Source organism: Ensifer sp. GW821-FHT05G01 (assembly GCF_059419585.1).
This window is the reverse complement of record NZ_JBWKSC010000012.1, coordinates 143,291-170,221: the sequence shown is the minus strand read 5'-3', so window position 1 is coordinate 170,221 and position 26,931 is coordinate 143,291. Positions and strand designations below refer to the sequence as shown.

28 protein-coding genes and 1 other RNA gene are annotated in these 26,931 nt (G+C 62.8%); 17 read left to right on the top strand and 12 right to left on the bottom strand.

The window, feature by feature from the left end; genetic code table 11:
- Positions 1 to 180: 180 nt before the first annotated feature.
- Both AC07UR_RS25925 and AC07UR_RS25920 read right to left on the bottom strand, forming a co-directional pair.
- Entirely contained in the window at positions 181 to 1,005 is an 825-nt protein-coding gene (locus tag AC07UR_RS25925) for a TIGR00282 family metallophosphoesterase (protein ID WP_077500688.1), read from the bottom strand.
- Between the two features lie 109 nt (positions 1,006 to 1,114).
- A complete protein-coding gene (locus AC07UR_RS25920; RefSeq protein ID WP_173423604.1) occupies positions 1,115 to 1,687 on the bottom strand; it encodes a 5-formyltetrahydrofolate cyclo-ligase in 573 nt (190 codons plus the stop codon).
- Positions 1,688 to 2,045: 358 nt separating this feature from the next.
- On the opposite strand from AC07UR_RS25920, the gene AC07UR_RS25915 reads away from it, so the two are divergent.
- Positions 2,046 to 2,255 (top strand): helix-turn-helix domain-containing protein, encoded by a 210-nt coding sequence (locus tag AC07UR_RS25915; protein WP_209791640.1) that lies wholly within the window; start codon positions 2,046 to 2,048, stop codon positions 2,253 to 2,255.
- Here AC07UR_RS25915 and AC07UR_RS25910 read toward each other — a convergent pair.
- Positions 2,250 to 2,504: a hypothetical protein gene (locus tag AC07UR_RS25910; RefSeq protein WP_209791638.1), complete on the bottom strand. Its 255-nt coding sequence runs from the start codon at positions 2,502 to 2,504 to the stop codon at positions 2,250 to 2,252. The two genes, AC07UR_RS25915 and AC07UR_RS25910, sit on opposite strands and share 6 nt — an antisense overlap.
- 96 nt (positions 2,505 to 2,600) lie before the next feature.
- Here AC07UR_RS25910 and AC07UR_RS25905 point away from each other — a divergent pair, with 96 nt between their 5' ends.
- Positions 2,601 to 3,476: a LysR family transcriptional regulator gene (locus tag AC07UR_RS25905; protein ID WP_234941985.1), complete on the top strand. Its 876-nt coding sequence runs from the start codon at positions 2,601 to 2,603 to the stop codon at positions 3,474 to 3,476.
- A 24-nt stretch (positions 3,477 to 3,500) separates the two neighbouring features.
- Here the strand turns inward: AC07UR_RS25905 and ssrS are convergent.
- The 3 genes from ssrS to AC07UR_RS25890 form a co-directional block, all read right to left on the bottom strand.
- Positions 3,501 to 3,659: non-coding RNA, 6S RNA (ssrS, locus tag AC07UR_RS25900), on the bottom strand.
- A 55-nt stretch (positions 3,660 to 3,714) separates the two neighbouring features.
- Positions 3,715 to 4,092, bottom strand: coding sequence for a cell division protein ZapA (locus AC07UR_RS25895; RefSeq protein WP_173423606.1), 378 nt, complete (start codon positions 4,090 to 4,092; stop codon positions 3,715 to 3,717).
- Between the two features lie 11 nt (positions 4,093 to 4,103).
- The gene (locus AC07UR_RS25890; RefSeq protein ID WP_053249644.1) at positions 4,104 to 4,373 is read right to left on the bottom strand and encodes a DUF4164 domain-containing protein; all 270 of its coding nucleotides are present in this window, start codon (positions 4,371 to 4,373) and stop codon (positions 4,104 to 4,106) included.
- 336 nt (positions 4,374 to 4,709) lie between these two features.
- Here AC07UR_RS25890 and tkt point away from each other — a divergent pair, with 336 nt between their 5' ends.
- From tkt to AC07UR_RS25845, 9 genes are all read left to right on the top strand, one after another.
- Positions 4,710 to 6,692 carry a transketolase gene (tkt, locus tag AC07UR_RS25885; protein WP_209791637.1) on the top strand — a complete coding sequence of 661 codons (1,983 nt, stop codon included), beginning with the start codon at positions 4,710 to 4,712 and terminating at the stop codon, positions 6,690 to 6,692.
- 75 nt (positions 6,693 to 6,767) lie between these two features.
- Positions 6,768 to 7,778: a type I glyceraldehyde-3-phosphate dehydrogenase gene (gene gap, locus AC07UR_RS25880; protein WP_077500685.1), complete on the top strand. Its 1,011-nt coding sequence runs from the start codon at positions 6,768 to 6,770 to the stop codon at positions 7,776 to 7,778.
- Positions 7,779 to 7,783: 5 nt separating this feature from the next.
- Positions 7,784 to 8,374 carry a putative glycolipid-binding domain-containing protein gene (locus AC07UR_RS25875; protein ID WP_209791635.1) on the top strand — a complete coding sequence of 197 codons (591 nt, stop codon included), beginning with the start codon at positions 7,784 to 7,786 and terminating at the stop codon, positions 8,372 to 8,374.
- Positions 8,374 to 9,573, top strand: a complete 1,200-nt coding sequence (locus AC07UR_RS25870; RefSeq protein ID WP_173423609.1) for a phosphoglycerate kinase — start codon at positions 8,374 to 8,376, stop codon at positions 9,571 to 9,573. Before AC07UR_RS25875 ends, AC07UR_RS25870 begins: the two co-directional genes overlap by 1 nt.
- Positions 9,574 to 9,814: 241 nt before the next feature.
- Positions 9,815 to 10,840 carry a class I fructose-bisphosphate aldolase gene (locus AC07UR_RS25865; RefSeq protein ID WP_173423610.1) on the top strand — a complete coding sequence of 342 codons (1,026 nt, stop codon included), beginning with the start codon at positions 9,815 to 9,817 and terminating at the stop codon, positions 10,838 to 10,840.
- Between the two features lie 199 nt (positions 10,841 to 11,039).
- Complete coding sequence (locus AC07UR_RS25860) at positions 11,040 to 11,975, top strand: PhzF family phenazine biosynthesis protein (protein WP_234941984.1); 936 nt, start codon at positions 11,040 to 11,042, stop codon at positions 11,973 to 11,975.
- Between the two features lie 100 nt (positions 11,976 to 12,075).
- Positions 12,076 to 12,609 carry a MarR family winged helix-turn-helix transcriptional regulator gene (locus tag AC07UR_RS25855; protein ID WP_209791629.1) on the top strand — a complete coding sequence of 178 codons (534 nt, stop codon included), beginning with the start codon at positions 12,076 to 12,078 and terminating at the stop codon, positions 12,607 to 12,609.
- Entirely contained in the window at positions 12,606 to 13,373 is a 768-nt protein-coding gene (locus AC07UR_RS25850; protein WP_209791627.1) for a DNA alkylation repair protein, read from the top strand. Before AC07UR_RS25855 ends, AC07UR_RS25850 begins: the two co-directional genes overlap by 4 nt.
- A 10-nt stretch (positions 13,374 to 13,383) precedes the next feature.
- Complete coding sequence (locus AC07UR_RS25845; protein ID WP_173423613.1) at positions 13,384 to 13,728, top strand: DUF6616 family protein; 345 nt, start codon at positions 13,384 to 13,386, stop codon at positions 13,726 to 13,728.
- A 12-nt stretch (positions 13,729 to 13,740) separates the two neighbouring features.
- Here the strand turns inward: AC07UR_RS25845 and AC07UR_RS25840 are convergent, their stop codons facing one another.
- Both AC07UR_RS25840 and AC07UR_RS25835 read right to left on the bottom strand, forming a co-directional pair.
- Positions 13,741 to 14,244 (bottom strand): GrpB family protein, encoded by a 504-nt coding sequence (locus AC07UR_RS25840; protein ID WP_209791625.1) that lies wholly within the window; start codon positions 14,242 to 14,244, stop codon positions 13,741 to 13,743.
- A gap of 62 nt (positions 14,245 to 14,306) precedes the next feature.
- The gene (locus tag AC07UR_RS25835) at positions 14,307 to 14,855 is read right to left on the bottom strand and encodes a TetR/AcrR family transcriptional regulator (protein WP_209791623.1); all 549 of its coding nucleotides are present in this window, start codon (positions 14,853 to 14,855) and stop codon (positions 14,307 to 14,309) included.
- A gap of 105 nt (positions 14,856 to 14,960) precedes the next feature.
- On the opposite strand from AC07UR_RS25835, the gene AC07UR_RS25830 reads away from it, so the two are divergent.
- Entirely contained in the window at positions 14,961 to 16,469 is a 1,509-nt protein-coding gene (locus AC07UR_RS25830; RefSeq protein ID WP_209791621.1) for a DHA2 family efflux MFS transporter permease subunit, read from the top strand.
- A 108-nt stretch (positions 16,470 to 16,577) separates the two neighbouring features.
- Here AC07UR_RS25830 and AC07UR_RS25825 read toward each other — a convergent pair whose 3' ends face one another.
- Positions 16,578 to 18,512 (bottom strand): TPR end-of-group domain-containing protein, encoded by a 1,935-nt coding sequence (locus AC07UR_RS25825; protein WP_173423617.1) that lies wholly within the window; start codon positions 18,510 to 18,512, stop codon positions 16,578 to 16,580.
- Positions 18,513 to 18,634: 122 nt separating this feature from the next.
- Complete coding sequence (locus AC07UR_RS25820) at positions 18,635 to 18,790, bottom strand: hypothetical protein (RefSeq protein WP_115419254.1); 156 nt, start codon at positions 18,788 to 18,790, stop codon at positions 18,635 to 18,637.
- A gap of 259 nt (positions 18,791 to 19,049) precedes the next feature.
- Here AC07UR_RS25820 and AC07UR_RS25815 point away from each other — a divergent pair, with 259 nt between their 5' ends.
- The 3 genes from AC07UR_RS25815 to rcdA all read left to right on the top strand — a co-directional run bounded on the left by AC07UR_RS25815 (position 19,050) and on the right by rcdA (position 21,399).
- On the top strand, positions 19,050 to 20,354 hold the full coding sequence (locus AC07UR_RS25815; protein WP_209791619.1) for an MFS transporter: 1,305 nt from the start codon (positions 19,050 to 19,052) through the stop codon (positions 20,352 to 20,354).
- Positions 20,341 to 20,529, top strand: a complete 189-nt coding sequence (locus AC07UR_RS25810; RefSeq protein WP_209791617.1) for a DUF1192 domain-containing protein — start codon at positions 20,341 to 20,343, stop codon at positions 20,527 to 20,529. Before AC07UR_RS25815 ends, AC07UR_RS25810 begins: the two co-directional genes overlap by 14 nt.
- A gap of 351 nt (positions 20,530 to 20,880) precedes the next feature.
- A complete protein-coding gene (rcdA, locus tag AC07UR_RS25805) occupies positions 20,881 to 21,399 on the top strand; it encodes a protease adaptor protein RcdA (protein WP_077500665.1) in 519 nt (172 codons plus the stop codon).
- Between the two features lie 190 nt (positions 21,400 to 21,589).
- Here rcdA and rpmE read toward each other — a convergent pair whose 3' ends face one another.
- Positions 21,590 to 21,811 (bottom strand): 50S ribosomal protein L31, encoded by a 222-nt coding sequence (gene rpmE, locus AC07UR_RS25800; protein ID WP_053249635.1) that lies wholly within the window; start codon positions 21,809 to 21,811, stop codon positions 21,590 to 21,592.
- Positions 21,812 to 22,020: 209 nt separating this feature from the next.
- Between rpmE and AC07UR_RS25795 the strand changes: the two genes are divergently transcribed.
- The gene (locus AC07UR_RS25795; RefSeq protein WP_209791615.1) at positions 22,021 to 23,823 is read left to right on the top strand and encodes an ABC transporter transmembrane domain-containing protein; all 1,803 of its coding nucleotides are present in this window, start codon (positions 22,021 to 22,023) and stop codon (positions 23,821 to 23,823) included.
- 132 nt (positions 23,824 to 23,955) lie between these two features.
- Positions 23,956 to 24,948, top strand: coding sequence for a Bug family tripartite tricarboxylate transporter substrate binding protein (locus AC07UR_RS25790; RefSeq protein ID WP_209791612.1), 993 nt, complete (start codon positions 23,956 to 23,958; stop codon positions 24,946 to 24,948).
- A 331-nt stretch (positions 24,949 to 25,279) separates the two neighbouring features.
- Here the strand turns inward: AC07UR_RS25790 and AC07UR_RS25785 are convergent, their stop codons facing one another.
- On the bottom strand, positions 25,280 to 26,929 hold the full coding sequence (locus AC07UR_RS25785) for an FAD-binding dehydrogenase (protein ID WP_209791610.1): 1,650 nt from the start codon (positions 26,927 to 26,929) through the stop codon (positions 25,280 to 25,282).
- Positions 26,930 to 26,931: the final 2 nt, after the last annotated feature.

Sequence of the window (26,931 nt, the reverse complement as noted above, 5' to 3'; positions counted from 1 at the left end):
ACTTGCGGACGTCGGCCGCGTCCAAAACGGTGCTGACGTGAGGTTAACCTGCCATCATTTTGCCAGGTTGTCACCTTGAAAAAAATCAATTCCGCGAAGGTGATACGCGTATAATCCCGCGCCTTGATCAGGCGCGGGAGAGAGGATCCGGCAGCGGGAAATCGCCAATCTGACGGTGGTTCAGGCCCAGAAATCCGGGATCGTCTCCGTCAGGCGCGGGCCGAGGCGGAGCGGCGCAATCTTTTCGGCAAGGCCGGTGCGGTCGGAAATTTCCACCCCGAGACCGCAGATGGTTGCCGGCCCGGACGCCGCCTCGAAGCGCCCCTTCGGCATCTTCGAAATGAAGCGGTTGAGCGGCTCTTCCTTGTCCATGCCGAGCGAGGAATCGTAGTCGCCGCACATGCCGGCATCACTCATATAGGCCGTGCCGCCATTGAGGATTTGATGGTCGGCCGTCGGCACATGCGTGTGCGTGCCAACGACGAGGCTCGCCCGTCCGTCGACGAAGTGACCGAAGCACTGCTTCTCGCTGGTCGCTTCCGCATGGAAATCGAAGACGATGGCATCGGCCTGTTCACCGAGCGGGCAGGCAGCGAGGATCGCCTCGGCCGACTTGAAGGGATCGTCGAGTTCGGGATGCATGAAGACCCGGCCCATCACATTGGCAACGAGCACGCGCGCGCCATTGCGGGCAAAGAACAGGTTCGATCCGCGCCCGGGCGTGCCCGCGGGGTAATTCGCCGGCCTCAGGAACTGGTCATGCCGCTCGCAGAAGACGACCGCTTCCTTCTGGTCCCAGACATGGTTGCCGGTGGTGACGACATCGGCACCGGCATTGATCGTCTCTAAAAAGATATCCTCGGTGATGCCGAAACCGCCGGCGGCGTTCTCGCCATTGACGATGACGAAATCGAGCTTCAGGTCGCTGACCAGTCCCGGAAGGCGCTCCCAGACCGCCGTGCGGCCTGTCTTGCCAACCATATCTCCCAGAAACAAAAGCCTCATGCCCGTTCAATCCTACCAAGCCAGTTCGAGCAAAAGCGCGTGGCTGTCGAACTTGCGTAAAACAAAGTGATAGAGCGTCGCTGGCAATCCGGGGACCGCCTGCCACACTCTAGAAATGTCGAAAGCCGCTTTCCGTGAGGACGGCGTCTAGCGCGACGTCGTGCGGTTCAGCGGGCACTGATGCCACTTCCTGGCAGTCGAATGCAATCCCGATCAGCTTCGGCAGGTGGCCTTTGTTGCGCAGTTTGTCGATGGCGCGGTCGTAATAGCCGGCGCCGTAGCCGATGCGATGGCCCGTTGCGTCAAAGGCGGAAAGCGGCACCAGCATGATATCCGGGTCGAGCTCCGGCGCGTCCGGTCCGGGTCCCGTCGTGCCGAAACCGGTCTCGATAACAGGCGCGCCGTTGAGCAGTTCGCGAAACACGATGGTCTTCTTGTCCATGATGACAGGCAGGCAAAGCCTTGCGCCGCGCTCCCGAAGACGCGCCAATAGCGGCCTGATGTCCACTTCGGAACGGATCGGCCAGAAACCGGAAACGATATGGCCGGGATCGAGCGCAATGACGTCGCCGGCGTGATCGGCCATGGTCAGGCTCGCCTCGATGCGGATCTCCGGCGCCATCGCATCGCGAAGCGCCAGTCTCTCCCGACGCAGGGCAGCTTTCAGATCCTTTGGTGACATCATTCCCCTCCGACAGACTGCGCGCAAACACTGGACCGGCGCCACATTCTTTTTCCCGAAATGAAACAGGACGCCGTTTTCGGATCGATTCCCGCATCGACTCCTGTGGCATAGCGCGCTGCGGCCCTTAGCTCGAACCACGTCACCGCCTGTTTTGCAACAGTTTGCGACAGTCGAACGCGACGTTCCCGCAACGGCACAGAGTTAGGGTTCCGTTCATCATGGGCAACGGTTCCGCTTTCGCACATGCAAGGGCGCGTGCAAATACAAACATGATTTCAAATAATTAGCAGGAACTAATGCCCGCGTTCGATGTATGGACGCGCTCCTGCAGGCAGCAGTGGAAAAGCCGACGTCCATGAAGGACCAGATGAACGAACTCGAACCGTTGGAATTGCGTTGCCTGACGCTGGCCGCCCGCGGCCGCACGCGTCAGGACATGATGCGCGAGACCGATATTCCCCTCGACCGTATCGACAGGGCCTTGCAGGACGCCATGCGCAAGCTGCATGCGGGCAATCTCGCAGAAGCGATCTTTCGCGCCGCCCGGCTCGATATCATTTCATAGCAGCCAGTGTGAGCGGTAGACCGCATCCCGGCCCGCGCGTTCACGCCAGCCGGCATCCGCCCGAACAGCATCGAGCCCGGCATCGTGAATAACGAGCCCGGCATCGCGAAGCAGGTGCGGCTTGCCACGCGGGACCGCCGGTTGCGGCTCGACGGAAGCGGCTGCCAACAGCAGTCGACCCGTTGTTGGCAGACGACCGCGCAGCGTGACCTGAAGATCAGAGAAGAAGGCAAGAGCAAGAACGCTCATCGGGACAACCTTGGTGTCTATCGGTTGCGCCTATTGTCCTCGGACCGTTGACATCTGACAAACGAATTGCAAGCATGACTGCCATCAGAAACTCTGATGGTGAAGGCAATGTCCGCGCCGCTCGACAGCGATCTCCTGAGAACCTTTCTCGCCGTTGCCGACGCCGGCAACCTGACACGCGCTGCCGACAGCATCGGCCGTACCCAATCCGCCGTCAGCATGCAGTTGAAGAAGCTCGAGGACATGCTCGGCGACCCCTTGTTCGAGCGTCACTCGCGCGGCGTGGTGCCGACAGCGCAGGGCTTGCGTCTCGTAGACAACGCCCGCCGGATCGTGGCCCTGCTCGACGACACCGCAGCATCCATGCGCCTGCCGGCCCTCGCCGGCACCGTCAGGATCGGGATTTCCGAGGAATACATCAATTCCACCCTTCCGAAAGCGCTGGGCGCCTTCGCCGCCGTTCACCCCGGCGTCGAGGTGACAGTGCAGCAGGGCGTATCGATATCGAACGTCAATGCGCTGGCCGCCGGTGAAATCGATATCGCCGTGGTGTTCGAACCCGGCGGCCCGACGCGCAACGAAGTCCTCATGGTCGATCCCACTGTCTGGGTAACGTCGGACCAGCACGAAGCCCATCAGCGCCGCCCGCTGCCGATCGCCACCTATACCTACCTGGCAGGCGGCTGGTGTGACGAGCTTGCGATGAAGGGCCTGAAGAAGCGCCGGATCGAGAGCCGGGTTGCCTACGCCAGCCGCACCAGCAATGGCCTGATCGCCGCCGTCGTCTCCGGCCTTGCCATCGCGCCGCTGTCGCGCAGCGCGATTCCCGCCGGCTGCCGCGAACTGACCGAAGACGACGGCTTCAGCGTCATCGACTTTTCCAACGTCGTGCTGCGCACCCGCCCCGGCCATCGCTCGCAGACCGTCGACGCCATGGCCGACGCCATCCGCAGCGCGTTTGCCACGGGGTGAGGCAGGCATGAAAGAGGGAAAGAGGTGCGATCCACACGACCGATGGATAGTTTACGATCCCGGGTGCCTACAAACGTAGGTGGGCGCCATATGTCCGGACCCACGAGCCCGGCCAGGGACAGCTCCCTTGAGATCGAGTATGGCCCCGGGGATTGTGTGTCCTGTCGGGAAGCGCAGACCGCATCCAATATATAGAGGCGATCCCTGCGTCGCGCCAGTGGCAGCCCGACGAAAGCGCTCAGTTTGTCGAAGAGGTTGCCCGGCCATTGAGCTTGGCCGCGATGGTGTGGATCTGCGAGGTGACTTCGGACAGCGCCGAAGCCAACAGTTCCTCGCTTCTTGCCTGGTCGGAGAGCGCGCCGTCGCGCCCTTGCTTGAGGCTGTCCACTTCGGATTCGAGCGCCTTCAGCCGGCGGTTCACTTCACTGAGTTCGTCCATGACCATAATGCCGGCCATCACGGTCAGCCTGAGATCGCCGATCTCGCCGAACTGGGTCTTCAAATGACCGACATACTGATCGAAGTTCGTGGCCAGTTCGATCAGATGATCTTCCTGTCCCTCTTCGCAGGCCATGCGATAGGCCTTGCCGTCGATCGATACTGTCACCTGCGCCATGTCGCTTAACCTCAGCGGTCGAGCACCGCTCGAATGGTTTCCATCGCCGTCACGAGGCGTCGGGAAACCTCGCGGTTGACCTCTTCAAGCCGGTTTGCCCGGAATTGGGATTGGTCGAGTTCCTGTGCCAGTCGCGACCGGTCCGTATTGACCCGCCGGACCTCGCCCTCGAACTCGCCGAGATCGCGTTCCCTGTCAAAACGGCTATCGATCGCGTTTTCCAGGGACTGAACCGCGTTCTTCAGTTCGTCGATCGCCGCTTTGACCGTCTTTGCCGGCATGTTTTTCGATACCTCGCCCGTGAGGCCGAATCGCCAGGATCCCGTCCGCCGCTTCGGCTCACTCCTTTTTAAACCTATTACGTAAATCTCAACAATGCCAACTACAGCAAAGCATTACGGAAGCTGTGGATGGATTGCATAGCCGGCTCATCCGGCCGCAGCGCAAAAACTATGCTGCGACGCGATATCACCCCTTGAAAACCATGCTGCCAATGGCCGCGGAAGGCCTGTATTTGTTGACTCGCGCGGCGCAGATGCTATGTGTCTGCCGCTTCTTGCACGGTCTTTGGAGGATAGAGACCGTCCCCTGACCACCGAACTCAAAACGGAACAGTCATGATCTCTCGCGAAAAACACGACCGGATGGCGAATGCGATCCGTTTCCTCTCCATGGACGCCGTCGAGAAGGCAAATTCAGGTCACCCAGGCCTGCCCATGGGTGCGGCTGACATAGCGACAGTCCTCTTCACGCGCTTCCTCAGCTTCGACCCGAAGAACCCCGCCTGGCCGAACCGCGACCGCTTCGTGCTGTCGGCCGGCCACGGCTCGATGCTGCTTTATTCGCTGCTCTATTTGACGGGCTACGAAGACATCTCCATCGAAGAGATCAAGAATTTCCGCCAGCTCGGCGCCCGCACCGCCGGCCACCCGGAATACGGCCACGCGGCCGGTATCGAGACGACCACCGGTCCGCTCGGCCAGGGTATTGCCAATGCCGTCGGCATGGCGATCGCCGAGCGCAAGCTGCGCGACGAGTTCGGTTCCGAGCTGATGGAGCACTATACTTATGTGCTCGCCGGTGACGGCTGCCTCATGGAAGGCATCAGCCAGGAAGCGATCTCGCTTGCCGGCCATCTCAAGCTCAACAAGCTGATCGTCTTCTGGGACGACAACAACATCTCGATCGACGGCCCGATCTCGATCGCCGACTCGACCGACCAGCACGCCCGCTTCCGCGCCTCCAACTGGAACACCATTGCCGTCGACGGCCATGATCCGGAAGCAATTGCCGCTGCGATCGAGCAGGCGCAGAAGTCCGACAAGCCGACGATGATCGCGGCCAAGACGACGATCGGCTTCGGCGCACCGAACAAGGCTGGCACGCACAAGGTTCACGGCTCGCCGCTCGGCGCCGAGGAAATCGCCGCCACCCGCAAGGCCCTTGGCTGGGAAGCGGAAGCTTTCGTCGTTCCGTCCGACGTGCTCGACGCCTGGCGCCTCGCCGGCCTGCGTTCGACCAAGACCCGCAAGGACTGGGAAGAGCGCCTGGACAAGAGCGACGCCGAGAAGAAGGCGCAGTTCGTTCGCCGCTTCGCCGGTGAACTCGAAGGCCGCCTGTCGTCGGCAATCGACGACTACAAGAAGAAGCTCGCCGAGACCAAGCCGTCGCCGGCAACCCGCAAGGCTTCCGAGGACGCGCTTGAAGTCATCAACGGCGTTCTGGCCGAAACGATCGGCGGCTCGGCCGACCTGACCGGCTCGAACAACACCAAGACCAGCCAGACCAAGTCGATCACCCCGGACGATTTCTCCGGCCGCTACATCCACTGGGGTGTGCGCGAGCACGGCATGGCAGCCGCGATGAACGGCATGGCGCTGCACGGCGGGGTCATCCCCTACTCCGGCGGCTTCCTGATCTTCTCGGACTATTGCCGTCCGTCGATCCGGCTTGCGGCCCTGATGGGCATCCGCGTCATCCACGTGCTGACGCATGATTCCATCGGCCTTGGCGAAGACGGCCCGACCCACCAGCCGGTCGAGCACATGGCGGCGCTGCGCGCCATCCCGAACCTGCTGATGTTCCGTCCGGCCGACGCCACGGAGACGGCCGAGTGCTGGCAGCTGGCGCTTGAAAGCCACAACCGCCCGTCCGGCATCGCGCTCACCCGCCAGAACCTGATGGCCGTGCGCACCGAGTATGAGGAAGAAAACCTCTGCGCCCGCGGCGCCTACGACCTGATCTCGTCAAGCGACGCCAAGGTGACGATCTTCGCCACCGGCTCGGAAGTCGAAATCGCCGTCAAGGCTTGCCAGGCACTGACCGCCAAGGGCATCTCAACCCGCGTCGTCTCGGTTCCCTGCTTCGAACTCTTTGCCGAACAGAGCGAAGACTACCAGCAGGCGATCATCGGCAACTCGCCGGTCAAGATCGCCGTCGAAGCCGGCATTCGCCAGGGCTGGGATCATTTCATCGGTTCGGACGGCACCTTCATCGGCATGTCGTCGTTCGGTGCCTCCGGTCCCTACAAGGAACTCTACAAGCACTTCGGCATCACGCCTGAGGCGGTCATCGCCGCTGCGGAAGCCAAGCTTTCCTGATCAAGCCGCGGGGCGCGCACGAAAGCGCGCCCCGCTTTTTTCCGACCATGCCATTCAGACAGGGAGAGACCCGATATGACAGTGAAAGTCGCCATTAACGGTTTTGGCCGCATCGGCCGCAACGTGCTGCGCGCCATCGTTGAATCCGGCCGCAAGGATATCGAAGTCGTTGCCATCAACGACCTCGGCCCGGTCGAGACCAACGCGCACCTCCTGCGCTTCGATTCGATCCACGGCCGTTTCCCGGCTGACGTGAAGGTCGAGGGCGATGCGATCATCATCAACGGCGGCAAGCCGATCAAGGTCACCGCGATCCGCAACCCGGCCGAACTGCCGCACAAGGAACTCGGCGTCGACGTCGCGATGGAATGCACCGGCATCTTCACCGCCCGCGACAAGGCTGCCTTGCATCTCGAAGCCGGCGCCAAGCGCGTCATCGTCTCGGCTCCGGCCGAAGGCGCTGACCTGACCGTTGTCTACGGCGTCAACCACGACAAGCTGACGAAGGATCACCTCGTCATCTCCAACGCCTCGTGCACGACCAACTGCCTTGCACCGGTTGCCAAGGTGCTGAACGATGTCATCGGCATCGACCACGGCATGATGACGACGATCCATTCCTACACCAACGACCAGCCGTCGCTCGACCAGATGCACAAGGATCTGTACCGCGCCCGCGCTGCTGCGCTCTCGATGATCCCGACCTCGACCGGTGCCGCCAAGGCCGTTGGCCTCGTCCTGCCGGAACTGAAGGGCAAGCTCGACGGCTTCGCCATGCGCGTTCCGACCCCGAACGTCTCGGTCGTCGACCTCAAGTTCGTCGCCAAGCGCGAAACCACCAAGGAAGAGATCAACGCTGCGATCAAGGCAGCCGCTGACGGCCCGCTCAAGGGCATCCTCGGTTACACGCTCGCTCCGAACGTCTCGATCGACTTCAACCACGACCCGCATTCCTCGGTCTTCCACATGGACCAGACCAAGGTGATGGAAGGCAAGTTCGTGTCGATTCTGACCTGGTACGACAACGAGTGGGGCTTCTCCAACCGCATGTCCGACACTGCGGTTGCGATCAGCAAGCTCATCTAACTCTGATGTTTCGCGCCCTTTCCCAAACGACGGTCCGCTGGCGTCCGCTGGAGGGGGAAGGGCTCGAACATCTGACGCTCACGTCAACAGATACAACCGACGGCGCGGTCATCCGCGCCGTCGGCGTTCTGATCGGCAGCCGCGGTGGCACCCCCTATGGCGTGCGCTACCGGATCGATTGCGACGTCGGATGGATCGTTCGAAAGCTCATGGTCGACACGACCGACGGACGGAGCCTGCATCTGCGCTCGGATCACCCGGGTGAGTGGATGACCGCCAGAGGCCTGGCGCTGCCCGAATTAGACGGCTGCATCGACATCGACCTTGCCGGAACGCCCTTCACCAACACGCTGCCGATCCGCCGCCTCGGTCTTGATCGCAAGGCCGACACCGTAAGGCTGAAAATGCTCTACGTGCCGTTCGACACGTTCGAGCCTGTCGTGGACGGCCAGCACTATACCTGCCTCGAAGACTTCAGGCTCTATCGCTACGAGGCCGAGGACCGCAGCTTTGCCGCGGACCTGCCCGTGGACGAGGACGGCCTCGTCATCGACTACCCCACCCTTTTCCAAAGACTATCACCGGAGACGATCTGATGACTTTCAAGACCCTCGACGACCTGACCGACATTGCCGGCAAGCGCGTGCTTGTCCGCGTCGACCTCAACGTGCCGGTCAAGGACGGCGTGGTCACCGACGCGACCCGCATCGAACGCGTTGCACCGACGATCCGCGAACTGTCGGAAAAGGGCGCGAAGGTCATCCTGCTGGCGCATTTCGGCCGCCCGAAGGGTGAGCCGGTCGCCGAGATGTCGCTGAAGACCATTGCACCTGCTGTCGAAGACATTCTCGACCAGCGCGTGCACTTCGCCGCCGACTGCATCGGCGACAAGGCGGCCAACGCCATTGCCGAAATGAACGACGGCGACGTGCTGCTGCTTGAAAACACCCGCTTCCACAAGGGCGAAGAGAAGAACGAGCCCGAGTTCGTCAAGGCGCTTGCCGCCAATGGCGACATCTATGTCAACGACGCCTTCTCGGCCGCCCACCGCGCCCACGCCTCGACCGAGGGCCTCGCCCACCACTTGCCCGCCTATGCCGGCCGCACCATGCAGGCCGAGCTTGAGGCGCTGGAAAAGGGCCTCGGCCAGCCGAAGCGCCCCGTCGTTGCCATCGTCGGCGGCGCCAAGGTCTCGACCAAGATCGATCTGCTGCAGAACCTCGTCAAGAAGGTCGACGCGCTCGTCATCGGCGGTGGCATGGCCAACACCTTCATCGCCGCAAAGGGCATCAATGTCGGCAAGTCGCTGTGCGAACACGACCTTGCCGACACCGCCAAGGCGATCATCGCTGCCGCCGCTGAAGCCGGTTGCGCCATCGTCCTGCCGGAAGACGGCGTTGTCGCCCGCGAGTTCAAGGCCGGCGCTGACAACGAAGTGGTCGATGTGACGGCCATCCCGGCTGACGCGATGATGCTCGACGTCGGCCCGAAGTCGATTGCCGCGGTCAATGACTGGATCTCCAAGGCGGAAACGCTGGTTTGGAACGGCCCGCTCGGCGCCTTCGAAATCGCCCCCTTCGACAAGGCGACGGTCGCCGTTGCCAAGCATGCGGCCGCCCGTACGCGCCAGGGCTCGCTGGTATCGGTCGCCGGCGGCGGCGATACGGTTGCCGCCCTCAACCACGCCGAAGTCACCGAAGATTTCAGCTATGTCTCGACGGCCGGCGGCGCCTTCCTCGAGTGGATGGAAGGCAAGCCGCTGCCGGGCGTCGACATCCTCAAGCAGCAGAACTGAGCCAAGCACTCAGGCGCGCGGTTCACCCGCGCGCCTGAAAGCAGAAAAAACCAAGATATTTCAACCGATTAAAATAATTTAAATCGTTTCAGTCGCTTTTCCTGCCTTTTTCCCGGACAATTTCTCGCAGTTACTCGCGCCCTCGCCTGGGGCGTGGCGGTCGCTTGTGCGCCGTCGGTCCCGAAACTGTTTCAGTGGTCGCCCGATCCGTTGACGATCGGCGCCGTCTAGGGAGAAAAACATGAGCGAAAGACTGGAAGACATTGCCGTTGCCATGGTCGCCAACGGTCGCGGCCTGCTTGCCGCAGACGAGTCCACGGCGACAATCAAGAAGCGCTTCGATGGCATCGGGCTTGAATCGACCGAGACCTCGCGGCGGGACTATCGCGAGATGCTCGTTCGCGCCGACGAGGCGATGCGCAAGTATATTTCCGGCGTCATCCTCTACGAGGAAACCCTGTTCCAGAAGGCGGCTGACGGCACGCCGCTGGTCGACGTCATCCGCGCCGCTGGCTCTATTCCCGGCATCAAGGTCGATGCCGGCGCCAAGCCGATGACCAATTTTCCGGCCGAGACGATCACCGAGGGCCTCGACGGGCTGGCCCAGCGCCTAGCGAAATACCACGAAGCCGGCGCGCGCTTTGCCAAATGGCGCGGCGTGATTGCCATCTCGGACACCTTGCCGAGCCAGGGCGCCATCAGGGCAAATGCCCATGCGCTCGCGCGCTACGCCGCCCTATGCCAGGATGCCGGCATCGTTCCGATCGTCGAGCCTGAAGTGCTGATGGACGGTGCGCCCGGCGACCACTCGATCGACCGGTCCGAGGCCGTGACCGAATGGACGCTGCGGCTCACCTTCGAGGCGCTCGCCGAGATGCGAGTGAAGCTCGAAGGCATGATCCTGAAGCCGAGCATGGTGATCGACGGCAAAAAGGCACGCAAGGCGTCCGTCGCCGAGGTGGCCGAACGCACGATCAAGGTGCTCCGACGCACGGTGCCATCGGCGGTGCCCGGCATCGCATTCCTTTCCGGCGGCCAGACGACGGAAGAGGCAACGGCCCATCTCTCGGCCATAAACGCGACCCACGATCTGCCCTGGAAACTCACCTTCTCCTACGGCCGTGCCCTGCAGCAGGAAGCGCTGTCCGCTTGGAACGGCAAGGCGGAAAACGTCGCCGCCGGCCAGCGTGCCTTCTCGCATCGCGCCGAAATGTGCAGCCTCGCTGCCAAGGGCAGCTGGAAGAAGGACCTTGAGAAGGCCGCCTGAGCGCGCTCGGCAGTCCGTCCAGTTCGGGCACAAGGGGCCGCTCGTCGGCCCCTTTTTCATGCTGCCCTCGTGGTCCGGAACAGAACTTGTCACCAAGACAAGTTGCCGTCTTTGCCGGCTCCGACACCTGCCTTAAGCCTTTCGCTCCAGGCCAACGGGCGGCACGGATCGCCGCCGTATCAAGTGGAAGCGAGCGCTCATGACGTCTTTTTCACCCGTGCACTCCGTCGACTATGTCACTGTCGACGTCTTCACCGCGGAACGTTTCGCCGGCAACCAGCTCGCGGTCATTCCTGACGCAAGAGGTTTGAGCGATCAGCAAATGCAGGCGATCGCCACCGAGTTCGGCTACTCCGAAGTTACCTTCGTGCTGCCGCCGGAAGATCCTGAAAACACAGCACGGGTGCGCATCTTTACGCCGACGATGGAGATCCCCTTCGCCGGGCACCCGAATGTCGGCACCGCCTTCGTGCTTGGCCGGCAGGCGGAGATTTTCGGGCGTGTGCCTGGTGAGCAGCTGCGGTTCGAAGAACGGGCCGGGCTGGTCGAGGTGGCCCTGTCGCGGGAAGACGGCGCGGTGACCGGCGCTCGCATCGTCGTGCCGCGGCCCTTGAGCATCGGACCAACGATCGATGTCGAGACGATCGCTGCCTGCGCCATGGTCCCGCCCGATGCCGTCAGGACGGACAATCACACGCCGGTGCGTGTTTCCGTCGGCTTGCCCTTCGCCGTTGCCGAACTGAAGGATGTCGCTGCCCTGTCGGCGGCACGTCCCAACGTCACCGCATTCGAAGCGGCCAACAAGCGCTACAAGCCGGACGAAGACAGCTTCAGCCTGTTCCTCTATGCCCGCCCGAGTGACAATCCCTGGCGTCTTCGTGCCCGCATGTTCGCTCCGCTCGACAACGTCATCGAAGACCCGGCGACCGGCAGCGCCTCGGCCGCGCTCAGCGCCTATCTCGTCTCGCTGCTGCCCGATGACGCCATCGACGTCGACCTGACGATCGAGCAGGGCGTCGAAATGGGGCGCCGAAGCATCATCGAAGTCAGCGTCAGAAAACGCGGCGGCACTGTCGGCAGGGCCAGCATCGCTGGCGCCTGCGTGACAGCGATGCACGGTTCCATCGCACTTTAGCCAGCAGCAAGACTGGCGATCAGCGGCGCGAGCCAACCCTCCCGCGCTGATCGCAGAATTCGATTGACGTATAATTAGGCGCCATACTATATGCTGCCTTATGGAAATTCTTGAGCAAAAACACATCGCCCTCCTCACCGAGGCCGAACGGCGCGGCGACGGCGCTACCGCCAATCTGCGCCTGTGCTTCGAAGTCATCGCCTTGGCAGCCGCGATCGACCGCGACTGCGCCGCGCGGCTGGCACCCCACAATCTTTCCGAGGGAAAGTTTGTGCTGCTGTTCCTCCTGCACCAGATGGCCGAAGGTCTTTCGCCGCATGAGCTTGCCGACCGCGCCGGCGTCACCCGCGCCACCGTCACCGGGCTTCTCGACGGGCTGGAGCGAGACGGCTTTGTCACCCGGCAGCAGAGCAAGGACGATCGCCGCAAGGTGCTGGTCCGGCTGTCGCCAATGGGCCAGGATGCGGCGCGCGAACTGTTCGACACCCATACGCGCTGGATCGCATCGCTGTTTGGCGGTTTCGACGAGAGCGAGCGGCAGGCCTTGAGCGCCCTCCTCCAGCGCGCATGGCGAAATACGGACGGCGGACGAAAGGCAATGCAGCCGAAAGCCGAAAGCGAGATCACGCAATGAGCGCCGCCCCGCGGCGTATGGTGGACATCGACCCGCAGCGGCTCGCGCTGCTGAACGCGGGGTTGGTGGAAGCCTCGACGCTGACCGAATGCCTTGCAGTCGATTTTGAAACGTTGATGCGGGCGGCGGTTCCGGGGGTCGGCGACGATGCTTTCGCCGCCATCGGCGCTGCGGTCGGAAGCGGCATTTCCAAACGCATGGTGCTAGCCGCCGAACTGATCCGCGACCGGCTCGGCGACGGCGCCGTGCCATGGCTACGGCAGCATCGCTCAGACACCGTTAGAGGCTGGGCCTGCTTCATGGTCGGCGCAAATCCTGCGCTCACGCTTGAAGATCGCCTCGCCGCAATCCGCCCGTTTGCCGACGATCCGCATTTCGGCGTTCGCGAATGGTCATGGATCGCCGTACGCCCGCAACTTGCCCAAGACATCGCAACCGCGATCACCCTTCTTGCCGATTGGACGGGCTCGCCCTCCGACCGTCTGCGCCGATTCGCCAGCGAAGCAACGCGTCCGCGCGGGGTCTGGTGCAGCCACATCCCTTCGTTGAAACGAAATCCGGAAATGGCGCTTGCCATTCTTGAACCGTTGAACGCGGATCCGTCGCGCTACGTGCAGGATTCGGTCGGAAACTGGCTGAATGACGCCGCCAAGGACCGCCCCGATTGGGTTCGTGACCTCTGTGCCTGCTGGCAACGGGAGCACGACAGCGTTGCGACCGCCCGAATCTGCAAGCGCGCCCTTCGATCGCTCGATAGACCCTGAAAGAAGACGCATGCCTCATTATCTAAGCGAACTCTACACCCCGAAGCAGGCCTGGCTCGCCCTCGACCCAGCCGGCCGCCACAGGTTTTTCGAGGCCGTCGGCAGCGGTCTGGCTGACCTGTCGGACCTCGGGGTGGAGCCGATCGCCTTCGGCGAGGTTGATGCCGGTACGCTTCATGCCGCACCGCACGCCTATTTCGCCATCTGGCGGTTCTCGGATGAAGCCGCACTTCACGCGCTTGTCTCGGGCATCGCGGCATCCGGCTGGCACGACTATTTCGAGACGATCAATGCCGCTGGACGCGGGATCGACCTGCCTGGCCATCTTGGCCAGTTGGCTGCAGCCACCATCTAAAAAGCGCGGCGATCAACCCCGTTTGGCAAGCTCCACGACTTCGGCGATGAATTGCGTCTTGGCGGCGGTGTAGCTGTCTCCATCGAAGGGGAACTCGGCCGAAAGGCGTCGCTTCAACGCGGCGTAAGCAACCGCCATCTCACCGTTTTGACGCAACTGATCTCGAAAGATCAGGCGGCGGTGATGGGTATCGCTGAAGGGCGGGCAGAGATAGACGCGCTGCCCCGGTGAGCCCGTCTTGGCAAATGCCCAGACGCCATCGTCGTACCTGTTTCCCCGTGCGGCAAACCCGACGGCAGCGAGGGCGGCGCTCCCGGCACCGATCGCTTCCGGACCGCACATCGTCACATCGATATCGATGACCGGCTTCGCGGCGAGCCCCGGAACCGCCGTGCTGCCGACATGGTCGATCGCGATGACCGCAAGGCCGAGCAGGCTCGCCAGATGCTTGGACATGGCGGCATAGGCTTGCGGCCACGCATCGTCATAGGCAACCACTTCGACCGGGGTCGGCATGCATTCTCCCTTGCTTGCATCCCCGCAGCCGGCCGGATCTCGCGCGGCGGCCAAAGGCCCCGTCAGTCGGGTTCCGTCGGCACCAGGGCAACGATATCGGCAAAGATGTCCTGCCATTCCGCATCGTCCATTTCGGCGAAGCCGAAACTGCGCAACAAAAACGTACCTTCGGCGGCAAGAAACGCAAGGCGCGCCCGGCGCCCCGCGTCAGTCGACAGATCGAGGCTGTCGAGACGCCCGCGATACCACACGCGGTTCTGTTCCATATGATCTTCGCGCTGCAGAAGTGCCGCCATCATCCCGGATGTGCGGGCGTTCTCTGCCGTGTTCATGCGCGCCGTCACCTCCGCATGCGCGCGCATTGCCGTTACCGGATCGGTCGCGCCTCCGACTTCGTCCGCCACCGCGCTGTCGAATTCGTTGAACCGGCGCTCGATCATCGCATCGATCAGCCCATCCTTGTTGCCGAAGCAATATTGTACGCCCCCCTTGGTGATGCCGGCCGCCTTGGCGACGGCGTCGATCGTCAGGCCGGCGGCACCGACGGCGCTCACCGTCGCCTCCGCCGCATCCAGCACCTTGTCGCGATCGATCGTCCGGCGTCGTCCCATTTCAGATTTCCTCTTTCAATTCCATACGTATGTATTTATATAGCGGCTCTGATGTCAACAAGGCCACAGGTACCGCAGGCAGCGGTTCGGCCACAGAGGTGTACCATGTCCCCGCATAATCGCTGGCTCATTCTGGCCATCGTGTCGAGCGCGCTGTTCCTGATCGTCGTCGATATGACCGTGCTCTACACGGCACTGCCCCGGCTCACCCACGATCTTGGCGCCTCCGCCTCGGAAAAACTCTGGATCGTCAATGCCTATGCACTGGTCGTTGCCGGCTTGCTGCCGGGACTCGGCACGCTCGGCGACAGGCTCGGCCACAAGCGACCGTTCATTGCCGGCCTCGCCGTATTCGGCCTCGCCTCCCTGATTGCTGCCTATGCGCCGAACCCGTCGGTCCTGATCGCCGGCCGTGTGCTTTTGGCCGTCGGCGCCGCGCTGATGATGCCGGCGACGCTTTCGATCATCCGGTTGACCTTCACCGACGAGCGCGAGCGGGCGCTGGCGATCGGCATCTGGGCCGCGATCGCCTCGGGTGGTGCGGCAATCGGCCCGGTGCTCGGCGGCTTCCTGCTCGAATACTTCTGGTGGGGCTCGGTCTTTCTCATCAACGTGCCGATCGTCGCCGTGGCACTGCTGCTCGGCGTGGTCGTGCTTCCCGATAGCAAGGGCAACAAGGACCACCCTTGGGACCCGCTTGGCTCCGTCCAGATCATGGTCGGTCTGGTCGGACTGGCCTATGCTATCAAGGAGATGAGCAAGCGCGAGCCATCGGCGCAGGCCGGGCTCATCGCCGCTGTGACCGGCGCCGTCGCGCTCTCCGTCTTCGTGCGCCGGCAGAGGCGCAGCGCGCACCCGATGATCGACTTCCGCCTGTTCCGCAACGCCGCCTTTTCGTCAGGCGTCGCCGCAGCCTTGGTGACATCCGGAGCGCTCGTCGGCGTCGAGCTCGTGCTCAGCCAACGGCTGCAGCTCGTTGCCGACTATTCGCCGCTTGAGGCAGGCATCTTCATCCTGCCGATCCCGCTTGCCGCCTTCGTCGCCGGCCCGCTCACAGGCATGATGCTGCCGCGTCTCGGCCCCGAGATGGTGCTGCGCACCGGCCTCATCACTGCGGCTGCCGGCCTCGGTGCGTTTCTGGCGGTGCACGAAGCCGGCATCCTCGGCCAGATCGTCAGCCTGGTGGTGCTCGGCCTCGGCGTTGGCGCAACGATGACGGCCGCCTCCAGCGCCATCATGTCCAACGCCCCACCGCAGCACGCCGGCATGGCCGCCTCCATCGAGGAGGTCTCCTTCGAACTCGGCGGCGCCATCGGGATTGCTGTGCTCGGCAGCGTCATGTCGGTGGTCTACACGGCCTTCGTCGTGCTTCCGGAAGGAGCGGGCATATCGGCGATCGCGCGCGACAGCCTGGATGAGGCTTTGATATTGGCGGAAAAACTATCGCCCGAGGCGGCTGAAAACCTCGTGGCGCTCGCCAGGGCGGCCTTCGAAAAGGCATTCGTCGCCGTTGTCCTGTTGGCAACCGGCCTGTTGGTCACGACCGGTGCCGGCATCTGGTGGTTCACGCGAGGCAAGTCACGGCAACCGGTTCAATCCTACCGCGGCCATTGATCCCTCCAGCGCCGCGCGTGAAAACTGACGCGCGACGCTGTGACACTCCCATTGCCCTGCATGATCTTACCTAGATCCATGCCGATTGAAGGCGTTAGGCAGCAGGGATCAGTGCTTGACTGCCTCGCATTGGGCGATCGCCTCCACCATGGCCTGGAAGCGCACATGGTGGCGAACCGCATCCAGATCGGAATCCTGCTTGAACCAGAGCAGCTGGTAGCAGGAACTCTGCGGCAACAGGCTCTCGAGCATGTCGAGCGCCGTATCGACATCGCCGAGGATCGAATAGACGCAGGCCGTGTTGTAGCGCGCGACGATATCTTCCGGATCGATGGCGATCGCGCAGGCCGCCCATTCGCGCGCGCGGTCCGCCTCACCCATATGGGCAAGCGCCAGCGCGCCACGATGCGCAGGTCCGGAATTTTCCGGATGCGACTCCAGCGCCCGTTCCGCCCTGCTGATGCCGATCTTTGCCCAATGTCCGCGTTCGGTCTCCTGGCCGAGCGATTTGTAGGCGCTCATCAGGTGGATCGGCGAAAGATAGTCGTCGGGCCGGATTTCCGCAGCCCGTTTGAAGAACTCGATGGCCGTCTCGAACTCGCCGCGCATGAAGAGAAAGCGGCCGTAGTGAAAGTTTGCCTCGTAGAGCTGCGGATCGAGCGCCAAAGCGCGTTCGAACTCGGCAACAGCCTCTTCGCTTTGCCCGTCCTGGTGCAGGACCAGGCCTCTGGAAGCGTGGGCCTCTGCGAGATCAGGATCGAGCTCCAGTGCGCGCGCGCTCGTGCTTAAGATGCTTTCGAGCGGAAACTCGTGCTCATGCCAGTCGCGAAGGGCGGATTCGCAATCGGCAATGCCGGCATAGGCACGGGCAAAATTCGGGTCGAGCTCGACGGCCTTCTGGAACATGCGCCGGGCAAGCAGCAGATAGGAGCGCGTCCAGGCATGCGAGAAACGCCGGCCGCGCAGATAATAGGTATAGGCCTCGACACTCGTCGTCGGGTCCCGCTCGATCGCCTTTTTCTCTTCCGGCAAAAGCTTGATGCGCAGCTGATTGACGATGGCGTGGGTGATCTCGTCCTGAATGGCGAATATGTCGGTGAGATCGCGATCGTAGCGGTCGGCCCACAAATGCGTACCGGTCAGCGCATCGATCAGCTGCCCGGTGATGCGAACCCGCCCGCCGGCCTTGCGCACACTGCCCTCGAGGATGAAGCGGACACCAAGTTCCTGCGCCGCCGTTTTGACCCGTACCGACCGCCCCTTGTAGGTGAAGACGGTGTTGCGGGCGACCACGTGGAGGCGCGAGATCTTCGACAGATCGGTGATGATGTCCTCGGTGATGCCGTCGGAGAAATATTCCTGCTCCGGATCGTGGCTCATATTGGTGAAGGGTAAAACGGCGACGGACAGCCCATAACCATCGTCGACCGTCACCGTATGGGTCCCATTCACCACCTTGGCGATCTTGGTCGGCGCACCCAGCGCGACGGAATAGACGTGAACACCGGCCGCGATATTCTTCAGTGCGTGCTGGCCCTTGTCGACAAAGCCGACATCCAGCCTGGAGCCGACATGGTCGCGGACCGAAGCAGACACGGCGATGCCGGAGGGTTCGGCCAGGCCCTCGAGCCGGGCTGCGACATTGACGCCGTCTCCGAAAATATCACCGTCTTCGACGATCACGTCGCCCAGGTGCACGCCGATGCGCAGCTCGATGCGCTTCAGTTGCGGCACGTCTTCGTTGCGAATGAGCATGCCGCGCTGAATATCGACGGCGCAGGCCACCGCGTTCACGACGCTCGCGAACTCGACGAGAATGCCGTCGCCGGTCAGCTTGACGATCCGGCCTTTGTGCCGGCTGACCTTCGGGTCGACCAGCTCGTTTTTGTGCCGCTTCATGGCGGCCAGCGTACCGGTCTCGTCAGCACCTATAAGACGGCTGTAACCAACGACATCGGCAGCGAGGATGGCAGCAAGGCGGCGTTCCAAGTAACCCCCGAATTCATCTCCGTGATGAAACCGACAATCTAGCGCGTTCTTCATGATCTGTCCTGCGCACTTTTCCAGCTACTACTATTGATCGAGTAACGGCATAGCAGAGTAGATCGACCGGCACAGTTTCCAAGGGTACAACCGTGGCATCGCAGCGCTGGCGATTGAACCCGTCAGGGTCGAATAAGAACGGTGACCATCATCATGGCGATCGCGAAGACGGCGATCTTCCAGAAATCGCGGCGCTGCCTCAGACCCGGCAGGCCGATCGGCCAGATCAGCTGGATGGCCATCGCCAGAAGCAGAATGATCGCCAGCGCCTTTGACATATTCAGCCTATCCTCAGGGGAAGTTCCCCAACCCGGCGAAGCGTCACACCGCCGTCACCTTGTCGTCGCATCTAGCGCACGCTCGGTCGCGGCGCGCACCTGCTTTGATCCCGGAATTCGATACCGATTCTCGGGATGATGCATTAGAGGGCTATTGTTTCCGCCGCCGATTTGCAATGACCGGCGGGATAGAATCCGGCTGGCAATTCGGGGCACACCGCCCTAACTTGCTGACGGCAGAACGATTTTCGGATGGATGATGAGAAATAACCTGCTCCCCGTCGCCTCTCTCCTGCTGGGCACACTGTTTCTCTTCCTGGGCAACGGCCTGCAGGGCCTGCTTTTGCCGGTCAGAGGCACGGCCGAGGGCTACCCCACCACCATCCTCGGCCTGATCGGTACATCCTGGGCGGCTGGTTTCGTGCTTGGCTGCTTCTTCGCGCCTGCTGTCGTCAAACGCATCGGCCACGTGCGTGCCTTCAGCGTCTTTTCGTCGCTGATCGCCATCGTCGCGCTGATGACCGGTATCCTGATCGACCCCACCTGGTGGCTGATCCTGCGTGCGCTCACCGGCTTTGCCACCGCCGGCACCTCGATGATCATCGAAAGCTGGCTCAACGAACGCGCCACCAATGAGAGCCGCGGCGTCATCTTTTCCCTTTACATCGCCATCACGCTCTTCGGCGTCGTCGGCGGCCAGATGATGATCCCGTTCGGTGATACCTCCACCAGCACTCTCTTCATGATCTGCGGCATTCTCTATTGCGTCGCGATGCTGCCGACCCTTTTGTCGAAGGCCGCCACGCCGCAGCCGCTGAAGCAGGTGCAGCTCGACCTGCGCGGGCTCTACCGAAACTCCCCGGTCTCCTTCCTCGGCATCCTGCTCGTCGGCATCGCCAATGGCGCCTTCGGCACGCTCGGCGCCGTCTTCGGCCGCCAGGCGGGCCTCTCGGACAGTACGGTGGCGGCGATGATGAGCGTGGCAATCTTTGCGGGCGCGGTCATGCAGTTGCCGGCCGGACGCCTCTCCGACCGCATCGACCGGCGCTACGTGCTAGCCGCCCTTGCCGGCGTCGGCGCGCTTGCGGGTCTCCTGATCTTCCTGGTGGAACCCACCCAGGTCTGGATCGTGCTGACACTGATCGCGATCTACGGCGCCGCCGCCAATGCGCTCTACCCAATCGCCGTTTCGCATGCCAACGACTTTGCGACCGCCGAGGATTTCGTCAAGGTTTCTGGTGGTTTGCTGCTGCTTTACGGTATCGGCACCATCATCGGCCCGACCATCGGCGGCCCGGTCATGACCGCGACCGGCCCCTACGGGCTGTTCATGATCACCGCCTGCGCCCACATCCTCATCACCGCCTATGCCATCATCCGCAGCCGCATGCGCGCGCCGGTGCCCGTCGCCGAGCGTGATGCCTTCTCGCCGATCAATACCGGCACGGCTGTGACGCCCGAGAGCCTGCAGCTGTCGCCACGCGCAGCGCCGTTTGATGAAACCCACGGCAACGATGGCGATATCGACCCCGAACAGGAGGAGAAATCGAATGGGCCTGTTTGACGACGACCAGCCAAAGAAGAAACTGGCGCATGAGATCGGCAGCGACCTGTCACTTTTGTCGGTCGACGAACTCATGCAACGCATCGCGCTGCTGAACGAGGAAATTGCCCGGCTCGAGGCCGAGCGCGAGCGCAAGTCCGCAAGCCGATCGGCAGCCGAAGGCCTGTTTCGCTGACGGCTGTGCAAGGACAATTGGCCCGAAACGGCGCTCTTTTAACGGTATATTAAGCATTCTCTGCGATTGTCTGATCATCCGGGGCTTTCCGGACTCAGACAATTTCTCCGACTGGCGAATGGGTCTGATTTTTCTCCCTGTTTTACCTTGAGAGCCGCTTTCCGCGGCTCTTTTTTTGTTTTGTCATAGGTCGCTGCAAAGAATTGTGGAGATTAACCCTTTCTTAAGAATGCTCTTGCGCGAAATGCGCTATGGCATCATTCTTCAGGCATAGAGGCCGGCAAGGAAACTTTTCCCAAAGCCGCCCGTTACCCGACTGTCGTGATGCGTTTGAACCAGGGAAAACAGGTCATGTCCGAAAGAGGATTGAATACCGTCAGTTTCGCGGGGCACGCGGCGGCGTCGGCGCAGTTCAAGGCGCTCTATTCGGAAGGTATGGGTCTGGTCGAAGAAACCGCGAGCTATCTCGACGGTCCCGGTCGCCTGGCATCCAAGGTCTTGCCGCGCATGGCATCGGTCCTCTATGCAGCAGAATCCATGCGCCTCACCACCCGCCTGATGCAGATGGCATCGTGGCTCCTGCTTCAGCGCGCCGTCAACAATGGCGAGATGAGCCGTGACCAGGTGCTTTCGGAAAAGAGCAAGGTTCGCCTCGACAGCTTCAACGTCGACCGCAGCGCGCCCGGCTGGAGCGAGCTTCCGGAATCGTTCCGTGATCTCATCGAGCGCTCACTGCGCCTGCAGAACCGCGTCGCCCTGCTCGACCGCGAGATCTACCGCCCGCAGGAAGCCTCGACCTTCGTTCCGGACAACCAGAACGGCGTCAAGGCGCAGATCAAGCTGCTTCAGACGGCCTTCGGCACCAATTGATCTGAAGATTTTCGGCAGTCTGCTGCCAGTGAAACAGACCCGGCCTTTGAGCCGGGTTTTTTCGTGCGCCGATCAGGCACGCTCGTATGTGACTGCGATCGGAGATCTCATCCGGCATCGGAAACGGAAGTCAGAACAACAAAAAGCCCGGCAGAGCCGGGCTTCGAAAACGCGCCAAGAAAGCGTGCGATTAGAGGCCGAGGCCTTCGAAACGCTTCTTGAACTTGGAGACGCGGCCGCCGCGGTCCATGAGCTGCTGGTTGCCGCCCGTCCAGGCCGGGTGCGACTTCGGGTCGATTTCCAGGTTCATGGTGGCGCCTTCAGAACCCCAGGTCGAGCGGGTTTCGTATTCGGTGCCGTCAGTCATGACCACCTTGATCAGGTGATAGTCGGGATGGATATCTGCCTTCATAATGATCTTCCTAGAGTTCCAGGGTCCAATTGTCGCAAGGCATTGCGACTTCGAGACCGAACACGTAAATGAAGCCGCAGACCGCCTGATGGGCCACGGCTTCCCAATTCGATGCCGTGCCTATACATCAAGGTCTGCGGGATAACAAGTGCCGCGCGGAAGACTCATGGGCAAACCCGCCCCCTCCGTGATTGGCGAACGGGGGTCATGTGTCCGAACGAGAAAACCAGTCGCCAGCGCGCAAATCCATTCGCCCTCTCGCCACGCTGCTGCCCTACCTCAAGCGCTACCGTTATCTGGTCGTCGGGGCCGGAATTTCGCTCGTGACCGCGGCGATAACGACCCTGACGCTGCCGCTCGCCGTCAGGCGCATGGTCGACAACGGCTTTTCCAATTCCGACAGCGGCTTCATCAATACCTACTTCGCGATGCTGATGATGCTCGCCATCATCCTCGCCTTGGCGAGCGCTGCGCGCTACTACTTCGTCATCACCCTTGGCGAACGCATCGTCGCCGATCTCCGCCGCAACGTCTTTCAGCACGTCACCCGGCTTTCAGCGTCGTTCTTCGACGTCAACCAGTCGGGCGAGATCGTCTCGCGGCTGACGGCCGACACCACGCAGCTCAAGTCCGCCGTCGGTGCGACGGCATCGGTCGCCCTTCGCAACCTGATCCTGTGTCTCGGCGCCATCGGCATGATGGTCTACACCAGCCCGAAGCTGTCGAGCCTGGTGCTGGCGGCAATTCCGGTGATCGTGTTTCCGCTGGTCGGCTTCGGCCGCTCCGTCCGCCGCCGCTCGCGCGAGGCGCAGGACACGCTGGCAACGGCATCGGCCTATGCCGGCGAGGCGATTGCCGCCTCGCGCACCGTTCAGGCCTTCAACAGCGAAGACATCGCCAACAACCGCTTCGGCACGGCGGTCGAGGATGCCTTCGGCGCCGCGCGCTCGGCGATCAAGGCGCGTTCGGTGCTGACGGCCTTTGCCATTACCATGGTGTTCGGCAGCGTCGTCGCGGTCCTCTGGTTCGGGGCGCGCGACGTGCTCGCAGGCAATCTCTCGGCCGGCACGCTCAGCCAGTTCCTGCTTTATTCGGTATTTGCTGCCGGCAGCCTCGGCTCGCTGTCCGAGGTCTGGGGCGAGCTTTCGCAGGCAGCCGGCGCCGCGGAGCGGCTGAACGAACTGCTAACCGAAGTCCCTGATATCAAGGCGCCGGAAAATCCTGTCGCCCTTCCGTCTCCCGCACTTGGCGCCATCAGCTTCGACGACGTCTATTTCGCCTACCCGGCACGCCCCGATTACAAGAGCCTGAACGGCCTGAGCTTTGCGATCAAACCGGGCGAAACGGTCGCAATCGTCGGCCCATCCGGCGCCGGCAAAAGCACCGTCTTTTCGATGCTGTTGCGGTTCTATGATCCGGCAAAGGGCTCTGTCACCGTCGATGGCATCGATATCCGCACCGTCGACCCGAAGGAACTGCGCGCCCGCCTGGCGATCGTGCCGCAGGACGTCACCATCTTTGCGTCCTCCGTTCACGACAACATCGCCTTCGGCGTGCCGGGCGCAAGCCGCGAGGCCGTGCGCGCTGCAGCCGTCGCCGCCCAGGCCGACGAGTTCATCGGCCGGATGGAAAAGGGCTACGACACGCTGGTCGGCGAGCGCGGCATTACGCTCTCGGGCGGCCAGCGCCAGCGCATTGCCATTGCCCGCGCCATTTTGCGCAATGCCCCGATCCTTCTGCTCGACGAGGCGACCTCTGCGCTCGACGCCGAAAGCGAAACGCTGGTCCAGAAGGCACTTGAAGGTTTGCTGCATGAGCGCACGACCATCGTCATCGCCCATCGGCTCGCAACCGTCCTGAAGGCAGACCGTATCCTGGTGATGGAACACGGCCGTGTGGTCGAAGAGGGAACCCATGCCTCGCTGATCCGCCAGGACGGGCTCTATGCGAAGCTGGCACGGTTGCAGTTCAACCACGGCGCCGAGGAGCTGTTCTTGAGCCCGAACAAGTAATACAAACACGACGATAGTCTGATGCCGGCACGCCCGGCACGCCATTGCCGCTCGAAAGCCGGACCCTATTCTATAGGTGCCGGCTTTTTTTCGGCCGCCACGCCAGTTGTGGACTGTCCAGGGAGGACCCTAATGACGTTTTCGAACTTGACCCGACGAGCGGCGCTTGCGCTCGGCTTCACTGCACTCACCGTTTTCGGAACTGGTACCCAGGCAAGCGCTCAAGGCTTTCCGGATCGCGCCGTCACTCTCGTCGTTCCCTTTGCCGCCGGCGGCTCGACCGACGTGGTGGCACGTATCGTCGCACAGAAGATGTCGGAAGATCTCGGCCAGCAGGTCATCGTCCAGAACGTCGCCGGCGCCGGCGGCAACCTCGGCGCCGACAATGTCGCGCGCGCCGATCCGGACGGCTACACCATCCTCATGGGCACGGTCGCGACCCACGCCCTCAACCCACTGATCCTCAAAACCAAACCCTATGACCCGGAAAAGGACTTCGCGCCGATCTCGCTTCTGGTCATCGTGCCAAACGTGCTGGTGGTCAATCCGGAGTTGCCGGCCAAGACCGTCGCGGAATTGCTGGCGCTCCTGAAGGCCAAGCCCGATGAATTTGCCTACGCCTCTTCCGGCAACGGTACGCCGTTGCACCTCTCCGGCGAACTCTTCAAGAAGATGGCCGGCGTCAGCATGCAGCACATCCCCTACAAGGGCGCTGGCCCGGCGCTGAACGACGTCATCGGCAACCAGGTGCCGATCATGTTCGACAACCTGCCGTCCTCCTCCGGGCACATCAAGGCCGGCACCTTGCGGGCGCTGGCGGTCACCACAGCCGAACGGGCGCCATCCTTCCCCGACGTGCCGACGGTCGCTGAAGCCGGCATTCCAGGTTACGAAACCTACACTTGGAACGCGCTGTTTGCGCCGGCCAACACGCCCGAACCCGTTGTCGCCCGCCTCAATGAAGCCGCCAACAAGGCGCTTGCCGATCCGGCCGTGGTCGAGCGCATGAAGGAGTTTAGCGCCACCATCGTCGGCTCGACGCCTGCGGAGCTCGGCGCCCACGTCAAGGCGGAATTGGCAAAGTGGACGCCCATCGTTCGCGACGCCAACATCCAGATGGATTGATCCCAAGCGATCGGTTTCCATCCGGCGGATCAGCCCCTCATCCGGCTGCCGCCACCTTCTCCCCGCTTGGCGGGGCGAAGGGACATTGCGGCACGCGCCGACTTAACCTTGCATGCTGCGCCTGGCGGCGACATGCCTCCCGCTGCCCACCCCCGAGGCGCCGAGCCTCGCGTACACCTCGAGCGAAATCGCTTCACGTTCGGGCCTGGAAAGGTTCTGCCACCACAATCTGTGTACCAACCGCGGCCAGCGTCCCCTCTCCCCGCTTGGCAGGGAGAGGGCTAGGGTGAGGGGCAAGTTACGCCGAGCAAAGTTGGTCGGTTTGCTTTACTCAAACCGTCCCGGCGGCACCCCGGCCGGCAACGCGGCCGGAATAGATACAGCCACCAAGAAATGTGCCTTCAAGCGCGTTGTAGCCATGCATGCCGCCGCCGCCGAAGCCTGCCACTTCGCCGGCTGCATAAAGCCCCGGCACCGGCTCGCCCGACTGTTCGAGCACCTGGCCCGACAGATTGGTCTGCAGACCGCCGAGCGTCTTGCGCGTCAGGATATGCAGCCGGACGGCAATCAACGGTCCGGCCTTGGAGTCCAGCAGGCGGTGCGGTTTGGCGGTGCGCAACAGCCGGTCGCCGCGGTAGGAGCGTGCCCCGCGGATCGCCGTAACCTGCGCATCCTTGGAGAAAGGGTTGGTGATCTCGCGGTCGCGCGCCTCGATCTGGTCGCGCAGGTGATCGACCGAGAGGCGGTTCTCGCCGGTCAGCGCATTCATCGCCGGCACGAGATCGTCGAGCCGGTCGCGCACGAGAAAATCTTCGCCCTTGTCCATGAAGGACTGCACCGGTCCGGGCGGATTCTTGCCCAAACGCTTGAGAAGAAGCGAGATGCTCTTGCCGGTCAGATCGGGATTCTGCTCGGAACCCGAGAGCGCGAATTCCTTCTTGATAATCGCCCTTGTCAGGACGAACCAGCTGTAATCATGACCGCTGTCGCGAATGGCCTTGAGCGTGCCAAGCGTATCGAAGCCGGGCATGGCGGGTGCCGGAAAGCGATTGCCGTCGGCATCGCACCAGAACGACGAGGGACCCGGCAGGATGCGGATGCCGTGATCCGGCCAGATCGGGTCGAAATTCCTAAGGCCTTCGGTATAGTGCCACATGCGATCGGAATTGATTACCGAGCCGCGGGCGCGGGAAGCGATCTCCAGCATCCGGCCATCGACATGATGCGGTACGCCGCAGACCATCGTCGCCGGCGGCTGGCCGAGCCGCTTGCGCGGCCAGTTGCGCCGCACCAGTTCAGGGTTGCCGCCGATACCGCCCGATGTGACGATCACGGCGCCCGCCGATATCTCGAAGTCTCCGTAGACGTCACGCGAGCTGCGCGCTCCCCGGCCGACAGGATCAGCCTTGAGCACCGAACCGCGCGCACCGGTGACCGCCCCATCGGTCGTTACCAGCTCATCGACGCGGTGGCGGAAACGAAAGCGCACGAGACCACGGCTTTCGGCCTCGCGCGTCAGCCGTACGAACGGCTCGAGCACAGCCGGACCCGTGCCCCACGTGACGTGGAAGCGCGGCACCGAGTTGCCGTGGCCATGGGCAAGGCCACCGCCGCGTTCGGCCCAGCCGACGACGGGAAACCAGCGCATGCCGAGCTGATACAGCCAACTGCGCTTCTCACCGGCAGCGAAATCGAGATAGGCATCCGCCCATAGTCGTGGCCAGTGATCTTCCGGACGATCGAATTGCGACGAGCCCATCCAGTCCTGGCGGGCAAGCGCTCTGCTGTCCCTGATGCCCATGCGACGCTGCTCGGGACTGTCGACGAAAAACAGACCGCCGAGCGACCAGAAGGCCTGGCCACCGAGGTTCTGCTCCCCCTCCTGGTCGAGAACGATGACCTTGCGGCCGAGTGCTACCGCCTCCGACGCCGCCACAAGACCGGCAAGGCCGGCACCGACCACCAGTACATCACAATCCATCC